The sequence below is a fragment of the Vibrio splendidus genome (genome assembly GCF_024347615.1).
GTDB lineage: Bacteria > Pseudomonadota > Gammaproteobacteria > Enterobacterales > Vibrionaceae > Vibrio > Vibrio splendidus.
This window is the reverse complement of record NZ_AP025508.1, coordinates 2,575,686-2,593,700: the sequence shown is the minus strand read 5'-3', so window position 1 is coordinate 2,593,700 and position 18,015 is coordinate 2,575,686. Positions and strand designations below refer to the sequence as shown.

Sequence of the window (18,015 nt, the reverse complement as noted above, 5' to 3'; positions counted from 1 at the left end):
GGTAAAAGAAGCCACAACATGCGCTATGCAATCGTAACAAGCCCGCGTCATAAAGAAATAGGCGTCATATCTAATACGTTCGATATGACGAAGAACAGTAACAGGAACCACAATGAGTGAAATGACTCAAACTGCCGAAGAGCAGCCAATTGATGAGTTGGTGGGCTGGGTCAAGCAGCATGATTTTTCATTAAACTTGCCACCAGAGCGCTTAGCATTCTTGATTGCTATCGCAGTACTAAGCAATGAAAGGTTCGATGAAGAGTTGGGCGAAGGTGAACTGCACGATGCATTTACCATTGTCACTCGACTGTTTGAAGATACTGGCGAAGCGTCTGCGTTTCGTGCCAACAATGCCATCAATGAGCTAGTTAAACAGAAGTTGATCAGCCGCTTTACCAGTGAAATCACCGATGGTGCGAGCATCTACCGCTTATCACCGTTGGCCGTTGGTATCTCTGATTATTACTTACGTCACCGTCAGTTCTCTAAATTAAAACTGTCTATTCAGCTTTCTATGGTTGCCGATGAGATGGCAAAAGCCATTGAAGCTGCGCAGAAGGGCGGAACTCCGGGGCATTGGAAAAAGAACGTTTACGGCGTGCTCAAATATTCAGTTGGTGAAATTTTCGATCAGATTGATCTTAACCAACGTGTTATGGATGAGCAGCAACAAACCGTTAAGCAGCAAATTGCCGACCTTTTAAATAAGGACTGGCGAGAAGCGATTAATAACTGTGAAGCTTTGCTATCAGAAACTTCTGCGACGCTAAAAGAATTGCAAGATACCTTGCAAGCGGCGGGTGATGAACTGCAAACACAGATCCTCGATATTCAAGAAATTGTTTACGGTGACGATGAACTCGAGTTCGTTGGCGAAACCCTGTTCGGTTTGCAAATGAAGCTTGACCGAATCACCAGTTGGGGTCAGCAAGCAATCGACTTGTGGATCGGCTACGACCGCCACGTTCACAAATTTATCCGTACCGCTATCGATATGGATAAAAACCGTGCCTTTAGCCAGCGGTTGCGTCAGTCAGTCACAGACTACTTTGATGCGCCTTGGTTATTGACCTATGCCGATGCTGAGAAGCTGACAGATCTTCGTGATGAAGCGCTCGTGCTTCGTGATGATGAAGTGATGGGACAAGCGCCAATCGACGTTGAGTACGAAGAATTTGAGCAAGTGAATGATCTGCTTTCAGAACGAATTGCAGAGATGTTAAAAGCTCATAAACAGCAAGGCGCGCCAATTGACCTTGGCCTTGTGCTACGCGATTACCTCGCAGCACACCCTCGCACACACCATTTTGATTTAGCCAGAATTGTTGTCGACCAAGCCGTGCGCTTAGGTTACTCAGCGTCTGACTATCAGGCTATTCAGCCGGATTGGCAGGCAATCAACGATTTCGGTGCAAAGGTACAAGCAAATGTCATTAACAAGTACTGATGATTACATGCCAGAGAAACTGGTAAAAGCGATAGCGAACCCGTTGTTCCCTGCGCTAGATAGCATGCTGCGTTCAGGTAAGCATGTTTCAACAGAAGACCTAGACAACCACGCGTTGCTTTCTGATTTTGAAGTGGAACTTCAGCATTTTTACCAACGCTACAATACGGAACTGGTAAAAGCGCCGGAGGGTTTCTTCTACCTGCGTCCGCGTTCTACGTCTCTGATTGGCCGTAGTGTGTTGTCTGAATTAGACATGCTGGTTGGTAAGGTGTTGTGTTTCTTATACCTAAGCCCAGAACGTCTTGCTCATGAAGGTATCTTCACCAATCAAGAACTGTTTGATGAATTGATGTCGTTAGCGGATGAGAAAAAGCTCATGAAGCTAGCAACGAACCGCGCATCTGGTTCTGACTTAGACAAAGAAAAGCTCTTTGAAAAAGTACGTACTTCTTTGCGTCGTTTACGCCGTATCGGCATGCTGATTGCGATTGGTGAAACCGGCAAGTTCCGTATCAGCGAAGCGGTATTCCGCTTTGGCGCTGACGTTCGTGTTGGCGACGACATGAAAGAAGCGCAATTACGTCTTATCCGTGATGGTGAAGCTGTGGTTCATACCCAAGAACCTAACCAAGGCAGCTTGTTGAATGAAGAACAAGCGGAAGCTGTATCAGAACTAGACCTAGACGTAGATGAAAACGGTCAACAAGACATTTTTAACGATCAAGCCGGCTTTGACCTTGAGTCAAACGATGGCGAACAAACAAAAGTAGAAGGTGAAGCATGATTGAAAGAGGTAAGTATCAATCATTAACCATGATCAACTGGAACGGCTTTTTTGCGCGTACTTTTGATATTGATGGGTTGGTTACAACGCTTTCTGGCGGTAACGGTGCAGGTAAGTCGACCACAATGGCGGCATTCATCACAGCGCTGATCCCTGACCAAAGCCTTCTGCATTTCCGTAACACAACGGAAGCGGGCAGTTCACAGTCATCTCGTGATAAAGGCCTTTACGGTAAGCTTCAGCCGGGCGCATGTTATGCCGCGCTAGATGTTGTGAACTCTCGTAATCAGCGTCTATTGTTCGCAGTAAAACTGCAGCAAGTAGCGGGTCGTGATAAGAAAGTAGACATCAAACCGTTCGTAATCCAAGGCCTTCCAAGCCATGTAAAACCAACGGATGTGTTGATTCAGAACGTTTCAGACAGCCATGCTCGCGTGTGTCAGTTAAACGACGTAAAAGCGGCGGTTGCACAATACGAAGGCGCGCACTTTAAAGCGTTTTCTTCGATTGTTGATTACCACTCACAGATGTTTGAATACGGTGTAGTACCGAAGAAATTGCGTAACAGCAGCGACCGTTCTAAGTTCTACCGCTTAATTGAAGCATCACTTTACGGTGGTATTTCTAGTGCGATTACGCGTTCTCTGCGTGATTACCTTCTACCGCAAAATGGTGGCGTGAAGAAAGCATTCCAAGACATGGAATCAGCACTACGCGAAAACCGCATGACGCTAGAAGCGATCAAAACGACCCAGTCGGACCGTGACTTGTTCAAGCACTTGATCACTGAATCTACGAACTACGTGGCAGCAGATTACATGCGCCATGCCAACGATCGTCGCAACAAGCTTGATCAAACTATGAAATTCCGTGGTGAACTGTTTGGTTCTCGCGAAACCTTGCTTGATCAAAACAACTTGTTGAACCGCGTTCAAGAAGAACTAGAGCTGTTGGTCGATCAAGAATCGGCACTAGAGCAAGATTATCAAGCGGCTTCGGATCATCTTCAATTGGTTCAAACTGCACTGCGTCAGCAAGAGAAAATTGCTCGCTACAGTGAAGATTTAGAAGAGCTTAATGAGCGTCTAGAAGAACAGATGATGGTAGTTGAAGAAGCTCAAGAGCGAGTACTTCTTGCTGAAGAGCAGGCAACCATTACTGAAGAAGAAGTGGATAGCCTGAAAACTCAGCTTGCTGACTACCAACAAGCGTTGGATGTTCAGCAGACTCGTGCACTTCAATACCAGCAAGCGGTTCAAGCATTAGAGAAAACTAAGCAGCTACTTGGTGATGAGTCTATTACTGCAGAAAGCGCATTAACTCTGGTTTCTGAGCTAAAAGCACAAGAAGAATCAAGCACTCAAACGTTACTGTCGACTAAGCATAAACTAGACATGTCTTCTGCTGCGTCTGCGCAGTTCGACAAAGCGCTCGCTCTTGTTAAAAGCATCGTTGGTGACGTTGAGCGTAAAGAAGCATCTAACAGTGCTAAGCAAGCTTTAGAAAAAGGCCGTAACGCAAAACACGTTGTTGAAAACGAACAACAGTGGCGTGCTCAGCACCGCGACATGGCTCGTGATGTGGCGCAGCAGCGTCAAGCAAAAGAGCTTGCGACTGAATACCAAAAGCAACACAACATCTCACTGACTGACGAAGCGGTTTTCGATGAAGAACGTGAACGCCATGCAATGCAGATCGAGTCTCTTGAGTACGCTCAAGAAGAGCTGCGTGAAGCGAAGAGTGAGCAACGTCGTGTGCAACAAAACCACGACCAAGAGATTCAAAAACTTGAGTCTATTGCTCCAGCGTGGATCACGGCGAACGATGCACTTGAAGCACTAAGAGATCAAACAGACGCTGAGCTAGAAGATAGCCAAGCAGTAATGACTCAAATGCAGCAAGTGCTTGAAGACGAAAAATCTCAAGCGGTCGCGAAAGATCAATTAGCGACTCGTCGTGCGCAACTTGAGCAAGAGATTGAACGCTTAGCTTCTCCGGGTGGTTCTAACGATCCTCGTTTGAAAGGTTTAGCTGATACGCTTGGTGGGGTTCTGCTTTCTGAGATTTACGATGACATTACCATTGGTGATGCGCCATATTTCAGTGCGATGTACGGTCCTGCTCGTCATGCGATTGTGGTCTCTGATCTTGATGGTATTAAAGAGAAGCTGGTGGATCTTGATGATTGTCCAGATGACCTTTACATCCTTGAAGGCGATGTCGATGCGTTTGATGACAGCTCATTCAATGCTGATGAGTTAGAGGGCGCAGTCTGTGTTCAGCTGAACGATCGCCAAATGCGTTACTCTCGTTTCCCTGAGATCCCATTGTTTGGCCGTGCGGCTCGTGAACAACGATTAGAGAAATTGCGTGAAGAGCGTGATGTTGTTGTGGAAAACCACGCCAAAGCGGCGTTTGATGCACAAAAGCTGAATCGCCTATACCAAGCATTCAATAGCTTTGTTGCTAAGCATCTACACGTTGCGTTTAACGCTGACCCTGAACAGGCATTAGTGTCTATTCGTGACAAGCGTAACCAGATTGTACGTTCTTTAGCTGAATTAAATTCTAAAGAGCAACAGCAACGTAGTCAGCTACAACAGAGTAAACAAGCGTTGGGTGCGCTAGACAAATTAGCCCCAATGGTTCGTATTTTAGAAGACGAAACATTGGCTGAACGCCTCGCTGAATTAGAAGCGCAACTAGAGCGCTTGAGCGAAGCTAAGTCGTACTTGAACAACCATGGCAAAGCACTTGCTTCGTTAGAGCAGATCGTTTCTGCACTAGACGCAGACCCTGAACAGTTCGAGACACTAGAAGCGCAATATCAACAAGCTGACCAAGCTCTACAAAGCTTGAAAGGCAAAGTGTTTGCTCTGTCTGACTTAATCGAACGTCGTCACTACTTTGCTTACGCGGATTCTGTTGATCTTCTAAACAAGAGCAGCGAACTGAGCGAGCAATTGAAAGCGAAGTTGGTTCAAGCAGAACAAGCAAGAACCAAAGGCCGTGATGGCTTGAAGCAAGCTCGCGAACAGATGAACCAATACAACCAAGTATTGGCAGCACTGAAGAGCTCACATCAAGCGAAGCAAGAAACGGTTCAAGAGTTCAAACAAGAGCTGCAAGAGTTTGGTGTCAATGCTGATGAAGGCGCTGAAGAGCGTGCTGTACGTCGTCGTGACGAACTGCATGAGCGTTTGCATACTTCACGTGGTCGTAAGAGTGAATACGAGCGTACCATTACATCAACTGAACTTGAGATGAAAGCCTTGGCTAAGCGTCTTAAGAAAGTTCAAAAAGAGTACACAGAGCTTCGTACCTTCGTTGTTGCAGCAAAAGCAGGCTGGTGTTCAGTACTTCGCTTAGCTCGTGAGAATGACGTTGAACGTCGTCTACACAAACGTGAACTGGCTTATCTAACGGCGGGCGAGCTTCGCTCCATGTCGGATAAATCACTGGGTGCGCTACGTCTGGCTGTAGCCGACAATGACGACCTGCGTGATTCGCTGCGTCTATCTGAAGACAACGCACATCCAGAGCGTAAAGTTCTGTTCTACATTGCGGTTTACCAACATCTTCGTGAGCGTATTCGCCAAGACATCATTCATACGGATGATCCGGTTGAAGCAATCGAAGAGATGGAAGTTGAGCTAGCTCGACTAACAGAAGAATTGACGCAGCGTGAAAATCGCCTGGCAATCAGCTCTGAGTCAGTAGCAAGCATCATCAAGAAAACGATTCAGCGGGAGCAGAACCGTATTCGAATGCTGAACCAAGGTTTGTCTAACATTTACTTTGGTCAGGTTAAAGGCGTACGTCTGAACGTTAAGATCCGTGAAAGCCACGAGATCTTGCTATCAGGGCTAGCGACTCAACAAGAGCAACACAAAGACTTGTTTGAATCAACGCGCTTTACCTTCTCAGAAGCGATGGCGAAGTTGTTCCAACGAGTGAACCCGCATATCGATATGGGTCAACGTTCTCCACAAGTTCTTGGTGAAGAGCTACTGGATTACCGTAACTACCTAGAGCTGAGTGTTGAAGTTAACCGTGGTTCAGACGGTTGGTTACAAGCTGAATCGGGCGCATTGTCTACGGGTGAGGCGATCGGTACGGGTCAGTCAATCCTATTGATGGTTATTCAGAGCTGGGAAGAGGAATCTCGTCGACTTCGTAGTAAAGACATCGTTCCATGTCGTTTGTTGTTCCTTGATGAAGCAGCACGTTTGGATTCTAAGTCGATCTCTACGCTGTTTGAACTGTGTGACCGTTTGGGTATGCAACTTCTGATTGCAGCACCTGAAAACATTAGCCCAGAGAAAGGTACAACCTACAAACTGGTTCGTAAGGTCTTCAAAGACCACGAACACGTACATGTTGTTGGCCTGCGAGGTTTTGCTCAAAACAAACCGGCATCTCCTGTGCAAGAGCTTATCGAAGAAACTGAGCAATAACTTTGATAGCCGAATTATAATCTTGATAGCCGAGCAATAACCTTGATAGCGCAGCTATAAGCTCGAAAGTGACTCAATGATATTTGTTCAAAGCCCCTAATCATTAGGGGCTTTTTTGTACCTTGAATCTAATTTCTTATTCCTTACTTCTACAGCAGAACACCTTCCGCCTAATCGTCTCGTCGATACTGATAAGACCACTCATACCTTATGGTTATTATCAATGGAACTTGTTTGAGGTCACACGCACAAAACCACAAATAATGTATGGTAATGACATAGATTTAATAATATTAATAATATTGTATTACTTAAATTTTAATTATTGATAACTCGCGTGTGCGAAAGGTAAAGGTAGGAATTAGGTATGATTCAAATCGTTATTGATGGGAAATATCGAATCGTCGAGCAAGGACAAACCGTTCTTGAAGCGGCAAAAACATGTGGTTTAGAGATCCCATCTTTATGTGGTTTGAACAAAACAGCGGATAAAGTACCGTGTGATTTGTGTGTCGTTGAAGTTGATGGCGTTGGTGTCACTCGTTCTTGTGAGCTTGAAGTGTCTAATGGGCTGAATATTACCACCCAGTCAAAACAGTTAACGATTCATCGGCAAGACGCGTTGAACCGTATCATGACCGATCATTACGCGGATTGTGAAGCGCCATGCCAAACAGCGTGTCCTGCTGGGGTCGATATCCAATCTTATCTGCATCATATTGCTCAAAATGATCACATCAAAGCGATAGAGGTCATCAAAAAGACACTACCAATGCCCCTTTCGATTGGTCGAGTATGTCCTGCTTTCTGTGAAACGGAATGTCGTCGCAACTTGGTCGATGAATCCATCGCGATTCGCCAACTCAAACGACACGCTGCCGACGCAGATTTAGCCGCTCAAGAGAGCTACATGCCAACTAAGAAACCAATCAAAGGCAAGAGTATTGCGATTGTTGGTAGTGGCCCCGGTGGTCTTACAGCAGGTTATTACCTATCTAACGAAGGCTACGATGTTAGTGTTTATGAGTCGATGCCCAAAGCGGGAGGTTGGTTGCGTTACGGTATCCCTGAATATCGCTTACCTAAGTCGATTCTAGATAAAGAAATCGAGCTGATGTGTCGTAATGGGATGTCGGTAGAGTGTGATAAAAAACTCGGTGTTGATTTTACACTGTCTGATTTGAGTAACGATTTTGATGCGGTTTGCTTGGCGGTTGGTGCATCGCAAGCGGTTGAAATGAATTATCCGGGCAGCGATCTTGGCGGTTGTTATCTAGGCGTCGATTACTTGAAAGATTACGTGATCGATCAGCAGTATGTCACTGGTAAAAAGGTTGCAGTGATTGGTGGTGGTAATACCGCGATTGACTGCGCTCGAACAGCGGTGCGTGATGGCGCGGATACTACGCTGATTTATCGTCGTACTCGAGATGAGATGCCGGCAGAAGATTACGAAATCGAAGAAGCTGAGCATGAAGGTGTGAAGTTCCATTTCTTAACCAACCCGGCAGAAAACATAGCCGATGAAAATGGTCATGTATCAGAAATACGATTAGAGCGTATGGCTTTGGGTCCGGCTGATGCTTCAGGTCGTCGCAGCCCTAAACCAACAGGCGAATTCTTTGTTGAAGCGTTTGATACGGTTATTGCTGCCGTGTCGCAAAAGCCGGATCTGAGCTTTATGGACAATGAAGCGATTGATATTCCTCTTACTCGTTGGAATACCGCTGATGCCGATCCGCAAACCATGCATACAGGTACTGGCAATATCTTTAGTATTGGTGATTTCCGACGCGGCCCTGCAACCGCAGTGGAAGCGGTGGGGGATGGGCGCATTGCTGCACAGGCGATTGATCGGTTCTTTCATGGCGATATGGATAACATTCCGGTTAAACCGTTTAATTCAAGAAAGCACAAGCAGCTCAAAGCGGTGGATCCTGAGCAATACAAATCCATACAGCGTATGGCGCGTAAGATCATGCCAGAGCTAACACCCGAGCAGCGTGAACAAAGCTTCGATGAAGTAGAAACAGGATTTGATAATGCCGATGCCATTGCGGAAGCAGCAAGATGTCTAGAATGTGGCTGCCAGGCCAATACTGATTGCGACCTACGAGACTACTCGACCGAATACAAGGCAACGCAAACACATCCAGAGTACAAAATCGATGTGGCTTCGAATGAGAGTTGGCAGGCGATTCGTGCAGAAGAAGCGAAGGTCGGTTTAACAAGACAAAAATTTGTAGTTGATGACAGTTCAGAATTTATTATCTTTGATGCCAACCGCTGTATCAGTTGCGGGCAGTGTATCCAAGCGTGCCGCGAACAGAATGTCCATGGCGTTCTAAGCTTCATGAATCAATCTGATGGCAAGCCTGCATCAAGACCTGAATGTCGTCCTAATTTTGGGGCAGACAAGACCTTAATGGGTGACTCAAACTGCGTTCAATGTGGATCTTGTATTCAGGCGTGTCCAACCGGTGCAATGGTGGATGCTCGTGATAGAAAGCAGGGAGACACAGACCTACTCAAGAAAGTGGATACCATCTGCACCTATTGTGGTGTGGGCTGTAAGCTAACCATGCATATTGATGAGCAGAAAAACAAAATCCGTTATATCGAAGGCGGTGACTCTCCGGTCAATGAAGGCATGTTGTGTGTTAAGGGGCGATTCGGCTTCGATTTTGTGGGCAGTGATGCGCGTTTAACCACACCATTAATTCGTAAAGATGGCTGGTTGCAACCTGCAAGTTGGGAAGAAGCGATTAAACTCATTGCTGATAAATTTACCGCGATTAAACAGGGCTTTGGTAGCAATGCTTTGGCGGGCTTCTCGTCGGCGAAAACCACCAATGAAGACAACTATGCCTTCCAAAAATTCATACGCCGTGAATTAGGCACTAATAACGTCGATCACTGTGCACGTCTTTGTCATGCTTCTACTGTTACCGGTTTAGAGGCTTCGCTGGGTAGCGGGGCGATGACCAATGATATTCCAAGTATCAAGCACTCAGATGTGATCTTTATTATCGGTTCAGACACGACTTCAGCACACCCAATTATTGGCTCGCACATCAAGCAAGCGGTGAGGCATGGTGGAGCACGATTGATCGTTGCTGATCCAAAACGAATCGATATTGCTGACCACGCTGAGCTTTACTTAGCGCACCGACCGGGCACCGATGTGATGCTGATTAATGGTGTGATGCAGCAGATCATCAAACACGGTTGGTACGATCAAGATTATATTGATGATCGTGTCGACGGCTTTGATACCTTATTGCAAGAAGTCATGTCACCAAGCTACTCACTTGATAAAGTCGAATTGGTGACTGGCGTGAAAGCGGGAGATATCTTCGCGATGGCTCGCTTGATTGGTACTGCAGAACGCACCGCAGTGTATTATTCGATGGGTATTACGCAACACACCACTGGTCACGACAACGTACGTTCAATCGCTAATCTACAACTATTGTGTGGCAACATTGGTATTGAAGGCGGTGGTATAAACCCATTACGTGGCCAATCCAATGTTCAGGGCGCGTGTGATATGGGGGCATTGCCGAACAACCTTCCAGGTTATCAGAAAGTGTATAACCCGATAGTTCGTCAAAAATTCGCGATGGAGTGGGGTGTTTCTGACTTACCAGCGGAAGCGGGGTTAACGCTCACCGAAATTATTGATGGAGCGTGCCATCGAGATGTTCGTGGTCTGTATGTCATGGGTGAGAACCCAGTGTTGAGTGACCCAAATCAAGCGCATGTGATTGAAGGCCTTGAAGCGTTAGATTTCCTAGTGGTTCAAGATATTTTCTTAACCGAAACCGCTCAGTATGCCGATGTGGTTCTGCCGTCTTGTTCGTTTGCTGAAAAGTCTGGCCACTTCACCAATACAGAGCGACGAGTCCAACGTATTAATCCTGCTGTTAATCCGCCCGGTGACGCGAAAGAAGATTGGGTGATTATTCAAATGCTAGCCAATGCAATGGGCGGCGGTTGGGACTACAAAACCGTTGCTGATATCACCAATGAGATAGCACGTGTAACGCCGCAGTATGGTGGTTTACGTTGGGAGAACATTACGGTGAACGGCGTCCAATGGCCAACTAATAAGAATAACCCTGACGGTACACGCATCATGCACCAGACTCAATTCACTCGCGGGCGTGGTCAAATGGAAGCGATTCCGTTTAGATACGCAGCAGAACTTCCTGATGCGGAATACCCGCTAGTATTAACGACAGGTCGCATCCTAGAACAGTTCCACACCGGGACCATGACACGTAAAACCAAAGGGCTTGATAACTTGGCAGGACCACGTGCGATGGTGAGTGTTCATGATGCCGAAGCGTTAGGGATCTCGAATGGCCAGATGCTCAAAGTATCAACCCGTCGTGGAGAAATTGAAATCGCGGCGTTTGTGACTAAGCGAATGCAAAAGGGTGTGGTATTTATTCCCTTCCATTTTGTCGAATCTCCAGTTAACCGCTTAACTACGACTGCAACCGATCCGCACGCTAAGATCCCAGAGTTTAAAGTGGCGGCAGTCCGCATTGATCCCATTCGTGAGTCTGAAGCAGAAATAACAGAAGCTTAGTTCCGAGCGTTAAGCTAATTAACGATAGGCATTAAAAAGCCGCGTAACTCTCAGAGTTATGCGGCTTAATTTATTGAGCTAGACTCGGTGTCAAATGACCAAGTTAATCACTTAGTTTGAAGCGAGTTCGTTACCGTGAACACCAAATTGCTTTGCGGCGTATGCAACGCGCTCGGCAGGTTTTGGATATTCAGCTGGCGTGCCTAGGTTTTCAATATGATGCAAGCGAGGCAATAAACCCGCGCCGTTTGCAATCTGTATTGCTAATCCTGGACGAGCGTTTAGCTCTAGTACCATTGGGCCTTCTTCTTGGTCTAAAACCATGTCAGTGCCCATGTAACCAAGGCCTGTCATTTCCCACGCGCTTGATGCTAGCGTAAGCAGTTTTTCCCAATGCGGTACTTGAAGTTGTGCCAACTCTTTGTCCGTGTCTGGGTGGTGAGTCACAGGGTGGTCAAATTGAACCGCACGAACGGCTTTACCCGTTGCGATACAGATGCCCACACCCACAGCGCCTTGGTGCAAGTTTGCCTTGCCGTCAGAAGCTGAAGTAGAAAGACGCATCATCGCCATCACAGGGTAGCCTTTGAATACGATAATTCGTACATCGGGCACACCTTCATAACTGAAGCCATCAAAACACTCGTCAAACTTGATGAGGTTTTCAACCACGGCTACGTCGTTCTTACCACCCAGTGAGAAAAGACCCGCGAGAGCGTTACTGATATGACGCTCTACGTCTTCTTCATTGATAGTAGAACCTGATGGCTTGGTATAAACACCATCCTTGTGAGAAATAACAACAAGGATACCTTTACCACCACTACCTTGAGCGGGCTTGATTACAAACCCCGGCCACTCTTTAACCATCTTGTGGATTGTTTTTACTTCAGCTTGATGACCAATAACGCCAATCAGTGTTGGTACGGTTGCACCAGCTTGTTCAGCAATAATCTTAGTCTTAAGCTTGTCATCAACGAGTGGATACTTGGAACGATCATTGTAGCGACCAATATAGCTATGGTTACGCTTGTTCATTCCCATTATGCCTTTGTCTTTCAACTTAAACGGTGAAGTAAATTGATCAAACATAACTTAGTCCTCCGCTAGCGGTTTAAAGCGACGAAGCTCGGTTAGACGGTAGCCTGTGTAGTTACCTAGTAGCAAGATGGTCGCTAGAATAACAAGCTGTAAACCAATAAAATTAAACGTTAAATGCTGGATGAACGGGTTAGTCATGCCTAAGTAAACAAGAACAGCGGTAAATAGAGAACCACCACCTTGTAGCACTACCTCTTTCGCCCCTTCTTCTTCCCATAGGATAGACATACGTTCGATAGTCCAAGATAGGATAATCATTGGGAAGAACGTAATCGATAGACCTTCAGTCAGACCGACTTTAAACGCCACTACAGTAAACACAGAGATAATCATGATTACCGTAATGATTACGGCGGATATCCTGGCGACCAGTAGCAAGTTGAGCTTGGATAAGTAACTTCGAATAATAAGACCTGTACCTACGATAAGTAGGAAGCCGACAATACCCGTTACCAATTGTGTTTGTACAAAGGCTACTGCAATCAGTACAGGCATGAACGTACCAGACGTTTTCAGGCCGATGATGACACGTAGGAACACAACAATCAGAGCACCGATAGGAATCAGCATGATGGTTTTAAACATCGCTTGCTCTTCTAGCGGCAGACTATGAATGGAAAGGTTTAACAGCTGATCCGCAGAGACTTTACTGTTGGTTGCTTCAGTGGGAGTCACCTCCTGAGCAATCATCGAGAAGTGAACTTTACTGTTCTGACCGCCAACCACGTCTAATAGAGATACATTTGATTCATCCCAAATTAGCAGGTTTGGCTGAACTTGCTGTTCGCTTGATTCAGGAGAGAATAAAACCCATTGGTCGTTATCCCAGATCTGGTTCATTTGCTGGATAGATTGACGACGACGGCCATCTTCTAGCTCGATAACGCCAACCACTTTATTGTGGATATTTGCTGCTGAAAGTAGCTTGTGTGTTGCTTCAACTTTGCTCATGTTATTCAGAATCAGCGCAGAGTTTTGGCTGTCTGGATCATTAAGCGTTTTGATAAGTTCACGAGTGAAGGTTATGTTGTCTGCTGAGCGCTTGGTTGCTCGGTCAATCAGTGCCAACGCAGCCGCTTCTTCTGGACCATCAAAGCTTGGTTGCGTAATTTCACCTTCTGGTGGTATCGCATCAATTTTTGCTTGGTTATCAACTAGGAATTGAGTCTTGTAGTAGATAGTTTGCGGGCCATCAGCGTGGCGAATAGACCATTCTGCACGACGACCTGACTCGGTGTTCAAGTAAGAGATGCCGTAACCTGGAGATGAAGCTGACTCACCAATAAGTGTGTAATTAGATTGAGTGTGAGGAGCCGCTAATGAAATTTTTGCTTCTTTACCAACCGCATTGAACTCGATACGAGCTTCAACGTCCCAAACCTGCCTGGTTTCCCCTGGAGTCCAAGGTACACCGTAGGTTGTATGTCTGAACATACTCAGTGTTATACCTGCCACGATGAGCAGGAAAATAGAGATATAAAATGGAATTCTTGACGTCATAGCTTACCCTACTATTGTTATTTAACTTCCGTTTGTACGTACTTTTTACTTACATCTACTAGCGCTATGTCTTTGATAAATTCGCGCCCTAGTAATACAGGGTGACTCATTTGAGAGCGATCCGCCAATGTAAATTGCGCTTTTTCATGGATTTTTCCAACTTTTACCCATAATTCGATCACAGCTCGACGTTCTGTCTGGTCATTGGTTGACTGACGGATTTTCACATACCGCACAACGGGCGCTTCAATCCATTTTTGGTCTTCTACAGCTTGTGCTTTATCGGCCAAATGGAATCTAACCCAGTCTTTACCGTTACGTTCGAATTCTTTGATGTCGATAGCATTTAAAGAAGAGGTGGTTGCGCCAGTATCAACTCGCGCATCAAAGCTTTGTTTGATCGAATCGATAGACACTTTTTCGATTCCGCCAAGGATGGTCGGTTGTAACGTAGTAGTGACAGGAGTAGCGGCAACGACGACGGGTTCTTCTTGCTCTAGTTCTTCAATTACCTTGTGTTCCATACTGGTTAGGTGAACATCTAATTGACTAGAAAGAGTGGTGATTTCGTCTTCTAAGCTTTCAATATAATCACTTTGATTGCTTAGTTGCAGTTCAAGATTTTGAACCTTATTTGCGATGTTTGTCTCTGAGCGGGAAATAGCGTCGAGAGTTTCTTGGTGGTAGGTCGCACTATTTGTAAGAGTACAGCCAGAGAGCAAACCAACCGCCACGATAGGCGATAATCGCTTAAACATATAAAAAACCTTTGAGAATTAGAGAATAGTTCAGACTATTTAGTAGTTTATCCCACAAAAAAGGACGCGTGAAGCATCCTATTGTAAGAGTCTGGTCATATTGAATCGCTATGTGAGCGCTACGAAAATTATTGTGATCTGAGTTCGTTCATTTGTTAAGCATGAGCGCGAATTTTATATAATTCATGCTCATGCTATTCAAAACTTACACATATAAATAACTAAGACTGAGTGACCACAGAGTTCATGGCTTTGGTCCTATAGAAATTACGGTTTCGTCGCGACAAGAACGGCACGTCTTGGGGCAGGGTGACCCTCAACCGTTTTACTTGGATCATTCGGATCGAGGTAATCGGGAAGGGAGTTGTGTGTCATCCATTCTGTTGTGCGTTGTTCGCCAATCGTCGTGACATTTTCGTCAACGATACGCACGTCTTCAAAGCCAACCTGTTCTAGCCAGCGTTTCAGTGCGCGAGCAGAAGGGAAGAAGTACACATTTCTCATTTGCGCGTAACGGTCAACAGGGACCAATACCGCATTCTCGTCACCTTCAATCACCAAGGTTTCAAGAACCAGCTCACCGCCAGATGCCAATTGGTCTTTTAGCTGAATCAAGTGATCCAGTGGTGAACGACGGTGGTACAGCACACCCATGCTAAATACAGTATCGTAGGCTTCTAGTTTTGGCAGTTGCTCAATACCTAAAGGTAATAGGTGAGCACGTTGGTCATCGCCCATTAACTTACGAATTGCTTCAAACTGAACCAAGAATAGATGAGAAGGGTCGATACCCACCGTTAGACGTGCGCCTTCACCTAGCATGCGCCACATGTGGTAACCATTGCCACAACCTACATCAAGCACAGAGCGGTTTTTCAATGGAGAAATATGAGGAAGGACACGGTCCCATTTCCAGTCACTGCGCCACTCCGTATCGATATGAATATCGTGAACGGTGTAAGGCCCCTTCCTCCACGGATGGAAGGTCTTTAGTAAGCTTTCTAACTTCTTAAGTTCACCTGTGTGAAATGGTGTCGAGCTACCAATGGTTACTGAGTTTTTCAGATCAACTTGGTCAGGCACGCCTTGAGGGATTTTATTCAGTGCACGCAACCAACGGTCGAAGTCACCGTGCTCTGCATTTTGCCAATCCGTCAGCTGTTGAGGAAGAACATTGAGCCACGGCTGTAGGCGAGTGTCTTGGGCAATGAGTTGATAAAAATTGGCAAAATTAAACATAGTTTTTCACTGAGTTAATAGGGTCAATAAACCCTAAAATAAAAATTAAATTTGTCATTCCCTACAGTGAGGGACGAACATGATAGGGAATCTCGGTTTACCGTACTTGATAGAGATCCCCAACTCGCTCGTTCCTCGCTCTTGAGGATGACGTTTTAGTTCGAGCTGACTGGGTATGTGCGCTATTTAATCGCGAACATTGAACCAAAGTTGAAGCATTGGAACCACACTTCGCTGCTTGAGAAGCCAATCTTATCAAAGCGTTCCTTGTGGACAGGGATCGAGTCTGGACGCATCACGTTTTCGATTGCACTGCGTTTTTGGCTTACTTCAAGCTCGCTGTATCCATTGGCACGTTTGAAATCATGGTGCAGGTCGATAAGCAGTTCATTTGAACTTTCATCTTCGAATACGTATTTTTCTGACAGAATTAAGATCCCGCCCGGGCGCAAGCCTGCATAAATTCTCTCAAGCAGAGCGTATCGGTCGTCGGGAGACAGAAATTGCAGCGTAAAGTTAAGAACCACAACAGAGGCGTCTTTAATCTCTACTTCACGGATGTCGGCTTCAATGACTTCAACTGGCGTGTCACTGCGGTAAGCATTAACGTGCAACTTGCAGCGTTCAACCATCGCTTGTGAATTATCAACAGCGAAAATGGTGCAGCCTTCTTGCTGAATATGGCGACGCATAGAAAGTGTCGCCGCACCAAGAGAGCAGCCCAGGTCATAAATATTTGAATGTGGCTTTACAAAGCGCTCAGCCAGCATGCCGATTGCGGAGATAATGTTGCTATAGCCAGGCACCGAGCGTTGAATCATATCCGGAAATACTTCAGCAACCCTTGCATCAAAGGTGAAATCACCAATTTTATCAATAGGAGCGGAAAAGATATTGTCTGTGTTGCTCATGGCATTTTCTCTCGACAGTCAGCGTAATTGGCACAAAATTCGTACCAAATAAAAGGGGACGTATTTTACGTAAAAAAAGCGCCACTGTCACGAAAACTGAGATTTAGCTCAAGGTTCGAAGTTACTGATAGGTGATGGGTTAAAACATCGAGATTTGATGATTGCCTTTCTGTGCTGGAAATTGAGCGAGATCAGGCAAGATAAGTGACGTATTTTCAGACACTTGCTTTTGCAGCTGCTTATAAATAGCTATCGCAAGTTCAGGTGCGTGATTATTGTCTGGGGTGTGGATCATTAAATAGGGCTGTTTGCCTTCATTAAGCCAGCTTGGAATTTTGGCAAACCAAGGTTTAAAAAACTCAATATTAGGTTCTTGGTCTGGGTGACCAATAAATCGAATCATAGGATTATTGGCGGTCGCAATCGCATGCACGGGAACGCGCGGCTTTTTCTGATGAGCATCGATCACCGCTTCTGTGGTTGGTGGTGCGGAGAAAACGGGGCGGCTATCCATAATAATGCGATTGATCCCTTCTTCTATTAACCAATGATTGAAGCGCTTTTCCGCATCACCCTTATCAAAAAAACCAAGGTGACGAACCTCTACGCCAAGCTGCATATTTTTGGGGAACAAGGTACAAAACTTTTGCAGGGCAGGGAGCATACTAGGTTCAAAACTGTGTGGTAGCTGAATCGTCCATTGGCCAATACGGTCGTGCAGTGGCGACATGGTCATTAAAAACTCTTTGAGCTCGGCTTGGCAGTGCCTAAGTTGTTGCTGGTGGGTGATGAACTTTGGCAGCTTGAAGGTGAACCTAAAATCATCGTGACTGGCGGCTTTCCAGTTGTTAACGGTCGACATACTCGGTGTGGCGTAGAAGGTCGTGTTGCCTTCAACCGTATGAAAAACTTGTGTGTACTTCTCTAGGCGTTCAGCAGGTTTTGTTCCCTTACCATAGAACTGACTTTGCCACTCGGAATGAGACCACATGGTTAATCCAAGTCTTAGAGGTAAAGTTTCTGTTGTTATTACACGATCATCCATCTATTACACCGTTATTCATCACGCTATCAGTCATTACAAAAAGTTTTTGGTTTGAAACGAAAATCTACTGTACGAGAGTTTTGCTGATTAAGGTACTTTCGAGATATAATTAGCGCAATTTTTTCGGTTTTGATGAATCTTTGCGCACTTGATGGGCTAAAAAGCAGCAA

Annotated in this window: 10 protein-coding genes; 4 read left to right on the top strand and 6 right to left on the bottom strand. The window is 45.7% G+C overall.

Features of this window, described 5'->3' with window-relative positions; genetic code table 11:
• Positions 1-112 precede the first annotated feature (112 nt).
• The 4 genes from mukF to fdhF all read left to right on the top strand — a co-directional run bounded on the left by mukF (position 113) and on the right by fdhF (position 11,291).
• Positions 113-1,450, top strand: a complete 1,338-nt coding sequence (gene mukF / locus OCU90_RS11530) for a chromosome partition protein MukF (RefSeq protein WP_017083938.1) — start codon at positions 113-115, stop codon at positions 1,448-1,450.
• On the top strand, positions 1,431-2,237 hold the full coding sequence (gene mukE / locus OCU90_RS11525) for a chromosome partition protein MukE (protein WP_017085861.1): 807 nt from the start codon (positions 1,431-1,433) through the stop codon (positions 2,235-2,237). Before mukF ends, mukE begins: the two co-directional genes overlap by 20 nt.
• Complete coding sequence (mukB, locus tag OCU90_RS11520) at positions 2,234-6,694, top strand: chromosome partition protein MukB (RefSeq protein ID WP_061021810.1); 4,461 nt, start codon at positions 2,234-2,236, stop codon at positions 6,692-6,694. The genes mukE and mukB overlap by 4 nt, the downstream gene beginning before the upstream one ends.
• Before the next feature lie 367 nt (positions 6,695-7,061).
• Positions 7,062-11,291, top strand: coding sequence for a formate dehydrogenase subunit alpha (gene fdhF / locus OCU90_RS11515; protein WP_061021808.1), 4,230 nt, complete (start codon positions 7,062-7,064; stop codon positions 11,289-11,291).
• A gap of 111 nt (positions 11,292-11,402) precedes the next feature.
• Here fdhF and OCU90_RS11510 read toward each other — a convergent pair whose 3' ends face one another.
• The 6 genes from OCU90_RS11510 to OCU90_RS11485 form a co-directional block, all read right to left on the bottom strand.
• A complete protein-coding gene (locus tag OCU90_RS11510; protein ID WP_004736463.1) occupies positions 11,403-12,383 on the bottom strand; it encodes an alpha-L-glutamate ligase-like protein in 981 nt (326 codons plus the stop codon).
• 3 nt (positions 12,384-12,386) lie between these two features.
• Positions 12,387-13,892 (bottom strand): inactive transglutaminase family protein, encoded by a 1,506-nt coding sequence (locus tag OCU90_RS11505; RefSeq protein ID WP_061021806.1) that lies wholly within the window; start codon positions 13,890-13,892, stop codon positions 12,387-12,389.
• A 17-nt stretch (positions 13,893-13,909) separates the two neighbouring features.
• On the bottom strand, positions 13,910-14,650 hold the full coding sequence (locus tag OCU90_RS11500; protein ID WP_061021804.1) for an ATP-dependent zinc protease family protein: 741 nt from the start codon (positions 14,648-14,650) through the stop codon (positions 13,910-13,912).
• A 267-nt stretch (positions 14,651-14,917) separates the two neighbouring features.
• The gene (gene cmoB / locus OCU90_RS11495) at positions 14,918-15,889 is read right to left on the bottom strand and encodes a tRNA 5-methoxyuridine(34)/uridine 5-oxyacetic acid(34) synthase CmoB (protein ID WP_004736466.1); all 972 of its coding nucleotides are present in this window, start codon (positions 15,887-15,889) and stop codon (positions 14,918-14,920) included.
• A 182-nt stretch (positions 15,890-16,071) separates the two neighbouring features.
• Complete coding sequence (gene cmoA / locus OCU90_RS11490) at positions 16,072-16,800, bottom strand: carboxy-S-adenosyl-L-methionine synthase CmoA (protein ID WP_017078176.1); 729 nt, start codon at positions 16,798-16,800, stop codon at positions 16,072-16,074.
• Between the two features lie 139 nt (positions 16,801-16,939).
• On the bottom strand, positions 16,940-17,845 hold the full coding sequence (locus OCU90_RS11485; RefSeq protein ID WP_061021802.1) for a DUF72 domain-containing protein: 906 nt from the start codon (positions 17,843-17,845) through the stop codon (positions 16,940-16,942).
• Positions 17,846-18,015: the final 170 nt, after the last annotated feature.